We start from the raw sequence: 14955 nt of genomic DNA, 5'->3' as shown, positions 1-14955 counted from the left end.
TTACGAGCGACCGTTCGCAGCTAGCACCTACGCAACCGATACAGCGCGCCACAGTCGCGAGCTTCCCACCAAAGCACGCACCACGGAGCGAGTTTTACGAGCGACCGTTCGCGGCCGGCTCGCGTCCGAGTGGCCGAAGCGCATGCGACGAAGTCGCGAGTCTCGGCCGCTCGGACGCGAGCCTTGGGGGCCGCGAACACGCAGCGCCGCAGGCGCTGCAAAACAAACACAGCCGCGAACACGCAGCGCCGCAGGCGCTGCAAATCAGACTCAGAACTGGATCTTCAGGTGGTCGGTGACCGGCCTGGCCTGGCAGCCGAGGATGTAGCCGTTGGCGATGTCCTCGGGGTCGAGGATTTCGGCGTTCTCCATCTCGACCTTGCCCTCCAGCACCGTGCAGGCGCAGGAACCACATTCGCCTTCCTGGCAGGAGTAGGGCACGTCGAGTCCCTTGGCCAGCATGATGTCGACCAGGGTCTGCTTGCGCGGCCAGGACAGCTCGTGCACTTCGCCGTCGAGTTCGACCTCGACGGTGGCGGCAGCAGCGGCCTCCTCATCACTGACCTCGACCGGTGCCTGGTCGGCGAACGGGTCTCCGGCAAGGGAATTGAACGCCTCGGCGTGGGTGCGCGAGCGCGGCACATCGAGCTGTGCGAGCGCGTCGTGCACACGGTCCATGAACGGTTTCGGCCCGCACATGAAGGCGTTGTAGGTGGCGTAGGGCGACACCAGGGTGGCCAGCGCGTCCGGCGTGGGCAGGCCCTGCAGGTACTCCAGCCAGTGGATCACGGTGAGCCGTTGCGCATGCTTGTCGGCCAGCTCCCGCAATTCGGCCGCGAAGATCACCGATTCGTGGTCGCGGTTGGCGTATATCAGAACGACCTTGCCGTTGCCCCTGGCCAGCGCCGATTTCAGGATGGACATCACCGGGGTGATGCCGCTGCCCGCGCCGAAGAGCAGCAGGTCCTCGTCGAGGTCCTTGGGTGTGAAAACGCCCGAGGGTGGCAGCACCTCGATGTGGTCGCCCGCTTTGACGTTGTCGCACACCCAGTTCGATCCGTAGCCGCCGACGGTGCGTTTGATGGTGACTTTCGGTAGATCGTCGGTGTAGGGCGAGCTGGCAAGGGAATAGCAGCGCGCCACCGAGCCGGTCAGGTCGCTCGGAATGCGCAGTGTCAGGAATTGGCCGGGCTGGTAGCTGAAGCGCTCACGCGATTCCTCGGGCACGTCGAAGACCAGCGAGCAGGTGTCGACGGTCTCGGTGATGACAGCGGCTACCCGCAGCACGACCGAGCGCGAGCCGTGTGGAACTTCAACGGTGGTCATGGCGTCCTCTCGAACGTGGCGCAGCCGGCGGGTACCGACAAAACTAGAACGTGTTTCAGTTTCATCGTACGTCGGTATTCGGCTGCCGGACAAGCTGGGCCTCCAGACCGGCTACCAACACCTCCATGCCGAAGTCGTACGCGTACTTCCCACGCAGGTCTGCCATGTACTTGGTGGCGCGCTCCACGACGTCGGGCAGCGCCACATCCGACAGCGGTGAGCGATCCCGCGGATTCACCCGGCTGCGGCCGAACAGGTAGGTGTGGATCGTCGCGTAGGCGGCGAGCACATTGCGGTCGGTGAAGCCCGCTTCGAACAGGATCTCCATCAGTGCGGCGATCAGATCGAGCTGTTTGCCGAGCATCTGCTCGATCAGTACATCGCCGAGGCCGGGATGCTTGCGCAGCTTCTCGTCGATCTGGTCGATGAGGTCGCGCAGCCGCTGCTGCCACGGCCCGGATTCGGGCGGTGGCTTGCGAACTCCGGTCAATGCCGCGGTGGCGACCAGGTCGAGCAGTTCCCGTTTATCGGCCACGTAGTAGTACGGCGCCATCGGTGAAACTCCGAGTTCGCGGGAAAGTCGCCGCATGGACAATTTCTCGACGCCGTCTTCCCGAACCACTCGCAGCGCGGCCTCGACGATCTCGGACTCCGACAGAGTATTGCCGCCCCCGCTCGCCTGCATTCGTCCGACTCCCATGCCACCTCTACCACCGCGGGCATCGATCGCCCGTCACGTCCTGTTCAGCTGCTTGCCACCGAAAGTCTAGAGCGCCCGCCGCCGAACCGGTCGGTGTGCGTGCGACTCGGCCCGCAGGTCGGACGGCCCGGGGTGACGCGTCCACTGAGTGGGACGCTGCACGCCGACCTCGATCGATCGAGTGGAACCTGTTCCATTTTGTCAGTGCATGACGTTATCGTGTGAGCGCGGCTACATCGGGTGGCCGTGGACACCGATCGTCATCTCGGAGGTAGCCATGCCGGAATACGGATCGCTCGGAAAGACCGACGCCGACAGCACCGGGCCGATCAGCACGGTCGATGTGCGTTCGGCCGAGGAAGCGCCGCTGGTGGAGGAAACCCTCATCGAAGAGGTCTCCATCGACGGTATGTGCGGCGTCTACTGAACGGCGGAGCGACCATGCTCGATCTCGATACTCGTTGGGAGCTGCACCCGAGGGTGGCGCTGCGGCCGGAGTCGTTCGGCGCGCTGCTCTACCACTTCGGCACGCGCAAGCTCTCGTTCCTGAAGAACCCGCAGATCCTCGAGATCGTGCGGTCGCTGCCCTCGCACGCCTCGGTGCGTACCGCGCTGCGGGCGGCCGGCCTGTCGGACGATGTCGCGGGCCCGTATGTGCGTGCACTGGAACAGCTGGCCGACTCGAGCATGATCACCCCAGCGGCACCGGGCAGTGCCCCGGAGGCATTGCGGCACAGCGAATTCGCCGCACCCGCCGCCCGACCGGACGCGGGGGCGGCTCCGGCATCGGCCGGTGCGGTGCGCCTGATCGACCGCTTCGAAACCGGTCTCGCGGCACCGATCTGCCTCACCTGGGAGCTCACCTACGCTTGCAATCTGTCCTGCGTGCACTGCCTGTCCTCCTCGGGCAGGCGCGATCCGCGCGAGCTGAGCACCGAGCAGTGCAAGGCGCTGATCGACGAGTTCGAACGCATGCAGATCTTCTACGTGAATATCGGCGGCGGCGAACCCACTGTGCGCCCGGACTTCTGGGAGCTGGTCGACTACGCGACCGCGCATCATGTCGGAGTGAAGTTCTCCACCAACGGAGTTCGTATCACGCCGGAGGTCGCCGCGCGCCTTGCCGCCAGTGACTATGTGGACGTTCAGATTTCGTTGGACGGCGCCGATGCCGAGGTCAACGACGCCGTGCGCGGGCCCGGCTCCTACGACATGGCGATCCGGGCATTGGACAACCTGGCCGCGGCCGGGTTCTCCGACGCAAAGCTGTCGGTGGTCGCGACCCGCCACAACATTGCCCAGCTCGACGAGTTCAAGGCGATCGCCGACAAGTACGGCGCCACACTGCGTTTGACCCGACTGCGGCCTTCGGGGCGCGGCGCGGACGTCTGGGACGAACTGCACCCGCTGCCCGAACAACAACGGGTGCTCTACGACTGGCTGGTGCGCAACGGTGACGGTGTACTCACCGGCGACTCGTTCTTCCACCTGTCCGCGTTCGGCGAGGCACTGCCGGGGCTGAACATGTGCGGTGCGGGCCGGGTTGTCTGCCTCGTCGATCCGCTCGGCGATGTGTACGCCTGCCCGTTCGCCATCCACGAACGGTTCATGGCCGGAAATGTAGTGGTGGACGGCGGTTTTCGTGCCGTCTGGCAGGAATCGGAGCTCTTCGCGGAGCTGCGCGAGCCCAGCGGTGGCGGCGCCTGCTCCGGGTGCGCCCACTACGACTCCTGCCGCGGCGGCTGCATGGCGGCGAAGTTCTTCACCGGCCTGCCCGCCGACGGACCGGACCCGGAGTGTGTGCAGGGCTACGGCGAGGCGGCACTGGCCGACACGGGGCGGATGATCCCGCGCTCGTCGGTCGACCACTCGCGGCGGGCGGCGCCGCGCAAGTCGGGTCCGCGGAAGTCGGGTCCGATTCCGCTCACGTTGTCGGTGTCCCGGCCCGTCGTCACACCCGAACGACGCCCGTCGCGCGCCTGCGACGAGAGTCCGCTGACATGATGCCGGGTCGGTAGCCAGTGATGTGCTGCCATATCGCTCGAAGGTCGCCGTCGATCGGACGGCCGGAGGATTGCCCTGCAGTTGCCGAGCGTCCGAGTTCGGTAGCCAGCGACCACTCGGCAACGCTCGGTGTCGGGAGTTGCCGGTCCGTTCGGGCCAATTCGCACGGAATTCTGTCCTTTTTTCCGGGTGGATGATGCTCGTGCACGAATCTCCGCCTAGCATGCCAAGAATGCGCAATGATCGCCTGCCCGACGGGTTCGGGGTACGGATCGATCCACGGGTACGCGCATACTCCGGGGGACGCATACTGATCGGCGGTTCGCCCGCTCGGTTGCTGCGGCTTGCCCCGGAGGCCGCCGAGATGATCGGCGACGGGTACCTGGAGGTCACCGACCCCAAGTCTGCTGTTGTTGCCAGACGGCTGCTCGATTCCGGTGTCGGCAATCCGCGTCCCCGGCTGCTGCCCTCGCCGGAAGACGTCACCGTGATCGTTCCGCTGTACAACAACGCCGACGGTCTGGTCCGACTGCTCGCGGCGCTGCGCGGGCACAACGTGATCGTCGTCGACGACGGTTCCGATCAACCGGTGCGCATCCCGAGCAATCGGGGCACCCGGTGCCGGGTGACCGTGCTGCGCCACGATCGCAAGCAGGGGCCCGCCGCGGCGCGCAATGCCGGATTGCGGGCCGCGACAACCGACTTCGTCGCCTTCCTCGACTCCGATGTCGTCCCGCGCAGCGGCTGGCTCGAGGTGATGCTCGGGCACTTCAGCGACCCGGAGGTCGCGCTCGTCGCGCCGCGTATCGTCGCGCTCGATCCGGAGTCGAACGCGCTGGCCCGCTATGAGCACACCCGTTCCTCGCTCGACCTCGGCAGGCGCGAGTCGGCGGTGCAGTCGCGCGGCCTGGTGTCCTATGTGCCGAGCGCGGCACTGCTGGTCCGGCGCCGGGCCCTGCTCGCCCAGGGCGGCTTCGACGAGACGATGCAGGTGGCCGAGGACGTCGACCTGTGCTGGCGGCTGGAGCAGGCGGGCTGGCGGCTGCGCTACGAGCCCGCGGCGCACGTGGCGCACGACCATCGGATCTCCTTCCGCGACTGGTTCGGCCGAAAGCTGTTCTACGGCACCGGGGCCGCACCGCTCGGCGACCGGCATGCCGGCATGGTGTCGCCGCTGTCGGTGCCGTCCTGGACGGTGGTTGCCGCCCTGCTGTTCGCGACGCTGTCGAAGTGGGGCCTGTTCGGTGGACTGATCACCCTCGTCACTGCGCTGATCCGACTACGAAGGGTCTTCGCGGAGCTGGACAACCCGACCAGGATCGCGGCCATCTACCTCTCGCGCGGATTCTTCGCGGGCCTTTGGCGTTTGGCATCGGCGATGTGCAGGCACTATTGGCCGGTCACCATGCTGGCCATGCTGGCGTCGCGGCGCATCCGGCGCATCGCGGTGACCATGGCCGTTGCCGACGGCCTCGCGGACTGGTTCACCCACCGCGATTCGGGCGGGCTCGATCCGTTCCGCTACGTGGCCTACAAGCGGATGGACGACATCGCCTACGGCAGCGGGCTGTGGCTCGGCGCGTTTCGCGCGCGCAGCCTCGAGTCACTCAAACCCACCACGCCGTCCAGCTGATTCGGACCGCTGATGCTGTGATGTTGATGTAGATGGCAGACACTCTGATCGTCGGTGGCGGCACGGCGGGCTGTGTACTCGCGGCCCGGCTGAGCGAAAACCCGGACCACACCGTGCGCCTGCTCGAGGCGGGCCCGGTGTGGGCGACGGCGGCAGAGATGCCCACCGACCTGCTCGACGCCACCCGGCTGCCGGTCGGCCAAGGGTCGCCATGGCTGTGGACCTACCCGGTCACCCTCGCGACGGACGATACGGGCAACGAGATCGCGGGAAATATTGTGCGCGGCAGGGTGATCGGTGGCTCCGGTGCGATCAACGGCAGCTACTTCGTGCGCGCCACGGCGGCCGACTTCGCCGCGTGGAGCAGCGAGATCACCTCGACCACCTGGTCCTTCGACGCGCTGCTGCCGTTCTATCGGCGACTCGAGCACGACCACGATTTCGGTGACCGCCCATGGCACGGCCGGACCGGACCCGTGCCGGTGCGCCGGATAGCCACACCCGTACCACTGAGTGCCGAGTTCGCCGCGGCCTGCGCCGCGGCCGGCGTTCCCGAGATCGCCGATCTGAACGCCCCGCCCGGCACCGGCCCCGCCGACGGCATCGGCCGCGTGCCGTGCAGTATCGAGAACGGCAGGCGGGTCAGCACCGGATGGGCGTATCTGCTGCCCGCATCGGCGCGGCCCAATCTGACCGTCGTCGGTGGAATACAGGTCACCCGCATCGAATTCCGGGGCACTCGCGCCATCGGCGTGGAATTCCTGCGCGACGGTGTGGTCGGCACGATGTCGGCCGATCGGATCGTGCTGTGCGCGGGGGCGATCGAATCGGCGGCCCTGTTACTGCGTTCCGGCATCGGCGGCGTCGAGCAGCTTCGAACACTGGATATTCCGGTGCGCCATCCCGCACCGGTCGGAATCGGATTCAGTGACCATCCCGAGATCGGTATCGAATACCGGCTCGATCCACCGCTTCGAACGCCGGAGACGGTGCCGCTGGAATATGTGCTGAGTCTGGACGATATCGAAATCCGGCCCTACACCGTCGCGTTCACACCGGGGGTGCAGCGGCTCGGGGTGGCTTTGATGCGACCACATGCCGAAGGCGTCATGCGACTGCGTTCGCCCGATCCTGTCGTGTCGCCACATATCGACCACCGTTATCTGTCGGCGGCACACGATCGGAACCGTTTGCGGGAAGCTGTCGGCACTGCCACCGAATTGTTGCGCCGGATATCGGCGGCGCGGGTATCGAACCCGATCCCGGAATCATCCGGCGCTGCGGCCGATAGGTGGCTGTGGGCGAATCTGGCTACCTCGCAACATCTGTCCGGTACGTGTCGGATGGGGCGTGCGGATGACGAACGTGCGGTGGTGGACGAGCTGTGCAGAGTGCACGGAGTGACCGGATTGTCGGTGGTTGATCTTTCGATTGTCCCGGTGCCGTTGAGTCGCGGTCCGCAAGCTACGACGGTGCTGATCGCCGAGCGCGCCGCCGATTACCTCTCTCGGTGATGTGAAAGATGAGTAGGTCACATTTGTACGAGGAATGAACTGGGTGTGACCTGGCGGACAAAAAATGCATCCGCCCTTCCACCGGAATACGCGCCGGTACAGTTTGGGGCGGAAAGAAAGGCAAATGGTCAGCAATCTTGCAGGTGGGCGGCCCCCACGGCATGGCGTCGAACCCGGCACTCGACTCGGCGCCCTTGAAGCCTATGCCGCACAAGCGCACGGATATCTTAGCGCGGGTGGCGAGCAGCTTTCGCAGCTTGCCGGTCTGCTGCGTCCGGTCGTGCTCGAATCATGGCTGCGCAGTGTGCGCGGCGGCGTCGATCCCATGGATGTGCTCGACGGTCGGGGTCTGCGCGGCGCGGATTTACAGCGCTACCGCGATGCACATCCGATCGCCGCATTGATGCCGCTGATCGACAAGCTTCTCGTACAGGACACGGCCAGAACGGGTTTGATTGTCGCGGTCTCCGATCAATTCGGTCGCGTGCTCTCGATTCACGGCAATGCCGACCACGTCACCGCGGCGGCCGAGATCGGTGTGCGGGCCGGCGACGATCTGAGTGAGCGGCGCATCGGCACCAATGCGGTCGGTCTTGTGGTGCGCACCGGAAGGGCCGCATGGATTCACGGCCCCGAGCATTTCCTGCATCGCATGCATCAGATCACCGGCGCGGCGGCGCCCGTGCACGATCCCGACGGCAGGCTGGTCGGGGTGCTGATGATCGCCGGTGGCGTCCGTGCCGCAAAGCCGGAGATTCTGGCGTTGGTCAAGGCGGCGTCGACCGCCGCGGAAATGGATCTGCTGCTCAGCGCGATGCGAGCGGGACAGCACGGTGCGGTGCATCGGCCCGGCAGTCAGGAGGCGGCCGATGCCGCCGCGGCGGGCCGGTTGGGTCTCGACGTGCTCGGGCTCGGGCAGCCGTTGCTGACTGTCGCGGGCGATCGAGTTCCGTTGTCGCAGCGGCACGCCGAGATTCTGCTGCTGCTCGCCGAGCACCCGGAAGGGCTGGGCGCCGACCATCTCGCGCTGCTGCTCGACGATACCGATCTGGACAACGGCACCATCCGCGCCGCCATGTCGCGACTGCGTTCGGTGGTCGGTCCGACCGTATTCGGTTCGCGCCCATACCGCTTGCGCGTGCATGTCGCAACCGATGTGGAGGCATTGCGCGCCGCACTCGACTCCGGTGATGTCGATGCTGCATTACGGCTTTATGCGGGCCCGGTGCTGCCGCGCTCGACCGCTCCGGGGATTGTCGACCTTCGCGACGAGCTCCGGGTCCGGCTGCGCGCCGCGGTACTGAGTTCCGGTGACGCCGCTGTCCTGCGTCGGTGGACGGCGGCCGCCGAGGGGCGCGACGATGCCGCGGCGTGGGCCGTCTACCGCTCGGCGGTCGATCGAGATTCGCCGCTGTACGCGCAGATCGAAGCCAAGATTCGGGTCCTCGACCGGCGCTTGGGCGCCGATGCAACGCGGATGCAACGTTCCGGCTCATAGTCTGCACATCTGAAAGTGTGGTAACTCACATGCGCGGCCCAACTGTGGTCGCGAACACAGCTCTGTCCAGGGTTTTCTGCCCGCTCAACCCCGCTGGACGATCGTCCAGAAGTTTTTAGGGGAAAGCATTCCTTTTTATTAACGAACCGCCTAATGTTCGCAATGCATGGATCACATCCATGTGATGTAGCTGACACGGCCGCGGTGCCCGCCCGCATCGCGGCGGCGGAGTTGGAGGAACGATCAAGAGCTAGGCGCAACCGTGGCGATCTGCGTTCGCCACGGCGGTGACGCGAAGTCGCCGAATCTCGGTTCCCGCAAATCTGTTCGGACCCCGCGCGAGCGATGCTGCCGCGTCCCGCGCTTTCGTCGAATCGCCCCAAAGGCTGGCATTCATGCCATGCGCCGGAGCTCGAAGGCTCTGGTGCAGAGGCTTATTCGTGCTGCCCAAAAGCATTCGGCCAGCTGTTGTTTCGCAAAACGAGGAGGCTCTGGTGCACGGTACGGAGTTGGGTGAGTTCGGTGCACGGCCGGATCAGACCGCCCATACCGGGGCGGTGCCACCCGCGCCGACGCCGTTTCCGCTCGCGCCCGCGCAGCTGGGGGTGTGGTACGCGCAGCTGATCGATCCCGATGTGCCGATCAATATCGCGCAGTACGTGGATGTGCACGGTGAACTGGATATTGCGATCCTGCAAGAGGAATCGATCGAGGCGGCCTACGAATGCCAATCGATCCTGGTGCGGCTCGGCGAATCCGACGGCGTGCCCTATCAGTGCGTCGACCCGGAACTTTCCAAAGACATCAAAGTGATCGATCTGCGTACACACGCCGATCCGATTGCCGCCGCACAGGAATGGATGCGGACGGATATGAGCGCACCGGTCGATCTGATCGCCGATCGCCTCGCCGAATGCGCTGTATTGCGGGTCGCCGACCAGCGGTACTTCTGGTATCTGCGGGCCCACCATCTCGTCTTCGACGGATACGGCGCACTGACCAGCACCAACCGTGTCGCCGAGCGCTACACCGCGCGGGTGCTCGGCACCGAGCTCGCCGCGGCGACGCCCGGCAAGCTGGCCGCGCTGGTCGAAGGCGAGCTCGCCTACCGCGACAGCACGCGATACGCCACCGACCGGGCGCACTGGGCGCAGCGGGTCGCCGGACTCGACAGCGCGACCAGCCTCGACGGCCGCACCGCGCCACGGGCCGCGATGAATCTGATTGCGGGCCGTGCGCTGCCGGAGCGCCTGGTCGAACAAATGAATGTCCTTGCCTCGACCCAGGATTCGACCTTCGCGGTGGTCTTGCTCGCGGCCTTCGCCTGCTACCTCGGACGGCTCACCGATCGGGACGAAGTGGTGCTCAGCCTGCCGGTGACCGCGCGCACTACGGCGATGATGCGGCGTTCGGCAGGGATGCTGTCGAATATCGTGCCGCTGCGGCTGCCGGTCGGTGGCGCACGGTCCGGCGCCCCGGTCACCTGGGGTGCGCTATTGCGGGCGACCAGGGTCGAGGTGGCAGGCGCACTGCGTCATCAGCGATACCGGCACGAAGACATCCGCCGCGACGCCGAACACGATGGGCAGCCTGCGCGACGTGCGCTGTTCGGTCCGCTGGCCAACATCATGCTGTTCGGCAACGACCTGACCCTCGGCGACACCGTGGCCAGATATCACGTGCTCTCGACCGGGCCGGTGGAAGACCTCAGCTTCAACGTCTACTACGGCGAGCGCGACAGCGTGCACGTGGATTTCGAGGCGAATCCGAATCTGTACGGCGTCGACGAAATCGCCCGCCACCACGCGCGATTCCTGCAATACCTGGAGCGGCTGCTGGCCACCGATCTCGACGCACCGGTGGACGCGGTGCGGGTCGCGACCGAGTTGGAGCTCGAGGTCAGCACCAGGATCTGGAATGCGACCGGCTACGACGTCGATGCGGTACTGCCCGGTCGGTCGGCAGACCGGGCTCCTGTCGCGACGCTTGTCTCTCTGTTCGAGGCGCAGGTCGCCCGCACGCCGGATGCGGTAGCGGTGCGATACGCCGACGGGTCCGGGCCGGCCATGACCTACCGCGAGGTGGCGGCCCGCAGCAACCGGCTGGCACGGCAGCTGATCGGGCTCGGGGTCGGGCCCGAGACCGCGGTCGCGCTGAACCTCCGGCGCTCACCTGAGCTGCTCGTCGCGATCTACGCGGTGCTCGCGGCCGGTGCGGCTTACGTTCCGCTCGACCCCGACCATCCCGCCGAGCGCACCGCGCACATCCTGGCCACCGCCCACCCGGCCTGCGTGCTGACCACCGAACGCGATGGTGCGCCTGCTGTTTCCGGACTTCCTGTCGTGTATGTCGACCGGTCGGATCCCCGCTGTTCCGATGGGCCGGTCTGGGATCGGGAACGCACCGCGGCATTGCGGCCCGGTCATCCCGCGTACGTGATCTTCACGTCGGGTTCGACCGGGCTGCCGAAGGGCGTGGCGGTCACCCATGAGGCGATCGTCAACCGGTTGGTGTGGATGCAGTCGATGTACCGGCTCGGCGTCGACGACGTAGTGTTGCAGAAGACTCCCGCCACTTTCGATGTGTCGGTGTGGGAGTTCTTCTGGCCGCTGCAGGTCGGTGCGACCCTGGTGCTCGCGCAGCACGACGGGCACCGCGATCCGGCCTATTTGCGCGCTGTCATCGCCGAATACGGCGTGACGGCAGCACATTTCGTGCCCTCGATGCTGGAAGCGTTTCTGGCGCATCACGAATTCACGACGCGGACCACACTGCGGATGGTGTTCGCCTCCGGCGAGGCGCTGCCCGCAGCACTGGCCCAGCGGCTGCGCGTGTTGACGGGCGCGCGGCTGCACAACCTGTACGGCCCGACCGAGGCTGCCGTCGACGTGACCTTCCATGAAGTGACCGACGCCGATACCCTCTCGGTGCCGATCGGTGGGCCGGTGTTCAACACCCGGCTCTATGTACTCGATTCGCGGCTACGGCCGGTACCGGTCGGGGCGCCGGGTGAGCTGTATCTGTCGGGGGTACAGCTCGCCCGGGGTTACCTCGACCGGCCGGGATTGTCGGCGGGCAGGTTCGTTGCCGATCCGTTCGGCGGGCCGGACGGCCCCTCCGCACCGGGTGATCGGATGTACCGCACCGGTGATCTGGTGCGCTGGACCACCGCCGGTGAGCTCGAATATCTCGGCCGCACCGACTTTCAGGTCAAGCTGCGCGGGTTGCGCATCGAGCTCGGCGAAATCGAATCGGTGCTCGGCACGGTCAATTCGGTGGTGCGTGCCGTGGTCGTGGTGCGTGATGATGCCGGGGTCGGCGAGCAGTTGGTCGCCTATGCCGTGGAGTCCGAGCCGGGATCGGTGCTGCCGCGGCAGTTGCGTGCTGCGGCGATCAGGGCGCTGCCCGGATACATGGTGCCCGCGGCCTTCGTGGTGCTGGACGAGCTGCCGGTCAATGCCTCCGGCAAGCTGGATCGTGCGGCATTGCCCGCGCCGGAGCGGACCACCACGGAGTATGCCGCCGCGGTGACGCCGGTGGAGCAGACCATCGCGCGGGTGTTCGGCGAGGTGCTCGGTTGCGAGCGCGTCGGCCGCAATGACGACTTCTTCGCACTCGGCGGAAACAGCTTGGTGGCCACGCAGGTGGCGGCCCGGCTCGCCGCCGATTTGGGCTGCCGGCTCGGAGTTCGCGAATTGTTCACCGCCACCACGGTGTCCGAACTCGCCGAACTGATCGAGCGGGCGGGAGGAACCGGCGGCGTACCCGCTGTTGCGCTGCTGCGGGCGCGGCCGCGGCCGCAGCTGGTTCCGCTTTCTCCCGCACAGCAGCGGATCTGGTTCCTGAACCGGTTCGACAGTTCCGGCGCGGGGTACAACATGCCGTTCGTGGTGCGACTACGCGGCGCGGTCGATCTCGCCGCGCTGCGGTCGGCGCTCGATGACGTCCTCGCCAGGCACGAGGTGCTGCGCACTATTTTCCCCGCGGTGCTCGCGGAAGCGGCCGAAGGTGTTGCGGCGCAGCAGCTTGTCCTTCCGAGGTCCGAGGCCCTCGGCGTTGCCGAACCGATCGGCGCACGCGAGCTCGATGCGGAACTGCTCCGCTTCGCTGCTCGGGGTTTCGATCTGGAACACGAGATTCCTTTTCGTGCCCGCGTTTTTACAGTGGACGACGGCAGTCACGCGGTTGTTCTGGTACTGCATCACATCGCCGCCGACGGCCTTTCGCTGCGGGTGCTGGCGCGCGATGTGATGACCGCCTACGGTGCGCGACGCGTCGGTGCCGAACCGGGCTGGTCGCCGCTGAGCGTGCAGTACGCGGACTACAGCCTCTGGCAGCGTGCGCGGGGTTTGCCTGCCGGGCACCTGGAATTCTGGACCGCAACCCTTGCCGGGGCGCCCGACCAACTCGAGCTGCCGACCGACCGGCCGCGGCCACCGGTGTCCTCCGGTGCGGGCGCGGTGTTCGGTTTCGTGCTGCCGCAGGACCTCCATGCCGATATCACCGATCTGGCTCGCGCCGACGGTGTCTCGACCTTCATGGTTGTGCACGGTGCGCTGGCTGTGCTGCTGTCGCGGTTGTCGGGCACTGCCGACATCGTGATCGGCACCCCGGTCGCCGGTCGCGGCGAGCGCGCACTCGACGATCTCATCGGGATGTTCGTGAACACCCTGGTGTTGCGCACCGAGGTCGACGCCGCGGCCTCGTTCGCCACCCTGCTCGCCCGGGTTCGCGAGGTCGACCTCGCCGCCTTCGGTCATGCCGAGCTGCCATTCGAGCAGCTAGTCGAGGCCATCAACCCGACACGCTCGCAGGCGCGCCACCCGCTGTTCCAAGTCATGCTCGCCTTCGACAACGCACAGGAAATCACCCTCGAATTACCCGACATGTCGGTTGCCACCAGTACTCTGGACACTGGAGTGACCAAGTTCGATCTCCAGCTCACGGTCACCGAAAGCTTCGTCGGTGCCGGACTCGAGGAAGGTTCGGCACCGACGGGGGTCCGTGCGGAATTCACGTACGCGACCGATCTTTTCGACGAAGCCACCATCGCGGACTATGCGCGGTGGCTGGTGCGGCTACTGCGGGCGATCACGGCCGATGCCGATCTACCGGTCGGTGACCTGCCTTTACTCGACGCCGCAGGGCAGCGGCGGGCGATCGAGCGGGGTCGGGCCTCGCGCGCGACCCCTGCCACGGGCACCGTGCTCTCCGCGTTCGAGGAGCAGGTGCGCCGGACTCCCGATGCGGTGGCGTTGCTGGACGGCGATCGGACGTTCACCTACGCGGAATTGTCGTCCCGGGTCAATCGTCTCGCGCGGGTGCTGATCGATGCGGGCGTCGAACCCGAATCGCTGGTGGTGCTCGGGATGCGCCGCTCGGCCGAGCTGGTGGTCGGCGCATACGCGGTGCTGACCGCAGGCGGCGCGTATGTGCCCATCGACCCCGACCAGCCTGCCGCCCGGATCGCACACATCATCGCCTCGGCACAGTCTGTGTGCGTATTGACCACCTCCGCCGACGGTTGGCAGGGCGGATCCGATGTCCCGGTCATCGCGCTCGATGCGCTCGATGGCGCGCGATACTCGGACGCACCGGTCGGCGACGCGGAGCGCGCGCGACCGTTGCGTGCGCTGAATACCGCCTACGTCATCTTCACCTCCGGCTCCACTGGGCGGCCGAAAGGCGTTGCCGTCCAGCATGCCTCGATGGTCAATCAGATCGAGTGGATCGCCGACGAATACGGCATCGGCCGCGACGACGTCGTGCTGTTCAAGACGCCCGCGACCTTCGATGTGTCGGTGTGGGAGCTGTTCGCGCCGCTGGCCAGGGGCGCTCGGGTAGTGGTGGCCGAGCATGACGGGCATCGCGACAGCGGCTATCTCGCAGCCCTTATCGCGGCGCACTCGGTGACCATGACCTCGTTCGTGCCGTCGATGCTGACGGTGTTCGCCGATGCGGCTCCCGGTGCGGCGATCGCGTCGTTGCGCACCGTCTTCGTCGCGGGTGAGGCGATGACCGGCGAAGCCGCGGCGGACTTCGCCGCGGCGAGCTCGGCCCAACTGCACAATCTGTACGGGCCGACGGAATTCACGGTGCACGCCACGCACGCACCGGTCGCCGCGGCGAGCTCCGGTCGGGTGCCGATCGGGCGTCCGGTGCGCGCGAGTCAGGTGCTCGTGCTCGATGCGCGGCTGCGTCCGGTGCCGGAAACAGTGGTCGGCGAGCTGTACCTGTCCGGCGTCCAGGTCGCACGCGGGTACCACGGGCGGGCAGAGTT

At 66.8% G+C, this 14955-nt stretch carries 8 protein-coding genes (1 of these 8 cut by a window edge); 6 read left to right on the top strand and 2 right to left on the bottom strand.

The annotated features are described in order from the left end of the window. Window positions 1-270 precede the first annotated feature (270 nt). The gene (locus tag OHA42_RS00195) at window positions 271-1326 is read right to left on the bottom strand and encodes a 2Fe-2S iron-sulfur cluster-binding protein (protein ID WP_406233510.1); all 1056 of its coding nucleotides are present in this window, start codon (window positions 1324-1326) and stop codon (window positions 271-273) included. 61 nt (window positions 1327-1387) lie between these two features. Continuing rightward, the gene (mftR2, locus tag OHA42_RS00190) at window positions 1388-2026 is read right to left on the bottom strand and encodes a mycofactocin system transcriptional regulator MftR2 (protein WP_328406520.1); all 639 of its coding nucleotides are present in this window, start codon (window positions 2024-2026) and stop codon (window positions 1388-1390) included. 343 nt (window positions 2027-2369) lie between these two features. On the opposite strand from mftR2, the gene mftA reads away from it, so the two are divergent. The 6 genes from mftA to OHA42_RS00160 all read left to right on the top strand — a co-directional run. Next, window positions 2370-2453, top strand: a complete 84-nt coding sequence (mftA, locus tag OHA42_RS00185; RefSeq protein ID WP_406239900.1) for a mycofactocin precursor MftA — start codon at window positions 2370-2372, stop codon at window positions 2451-2453. Window positions 2454-2467: 14 nt separating this feature from the next. Then, window positions 2468-4030: a mycofactocin radical SAM maturase gene (gene mftC, locus OHA42_RS00180; protein WP_406233509.1), complete on the top strand. Its 1563-nt coding sequence runs from the start codon at window positions 2468-2470 to the stop codon at window positions 4028-4030. 232 nt (window positions 4031-4262) lie between these two features. Next, complete coding sequence (mftF, locus tag OHA42_RS00175; RefSeq protein ID WP_328406518.1) at window positions 4263-5663, top strand: mycofactocin biosynthesis glycosyltransferase MftF; 1401 nt, start codon at window positions 4263-4265, stop codon at window positions 5661-5663. 32 nt (window positions 5664-5695) lie between these two features. Then, window positions 5696-7177, top strand: a complete 1482-nt coding sequence (mftG, locus tag OHA42_RS00170; RefSeq protein WP_406233506.1) for a mycofactocin system GMC family oxidoreductase MftG — start codon at window positions 5696-5698, stop codon at window positions 7175-7177. Window positions 7178-7301: 124 nt separating this feature from the next. Further along, complete coding sequence (locus tag OHA42_RS00165; RefSeq protein WP_406233505.1) at window positions 7302-8675, top strand: GAF domain-containing protein; 1374 nt, start codon at window positions 7302-7304, stop codon at window positions 8673-8675. Window positions 8676-9169: 494 nt separating this feature from the next. Beyond that, window positions 9170-14955, top strand: the 5' portion of a protein-coding gene (locus tag OHA42_RS00160) for a non-ribosomal peptide synthase/polyketide synthase (protein ID WP_406233503.1). The gene runs 12073 nt beyond the window's last position; the window shows 5786 of its 17859 coding nt (coding positions 1-5786); its start codon is at window positions 9170-9172; its stop codon lies beyond the right edge, outside the window.

The organism is Nocardia sp. NBC_01009, from assembly GCF_045208035.1.
Classification (GTDB): Bacteria; Actinomycetota; Actinomycetes; order Mycobacteriales; family Mycobacteriaceae; genus Nocardia.
The sequence above is the reverse complement of the archived record's forward strand: the minus strand, read 5'-3'. Positions and strand labels throughout refer to the sequence as shown.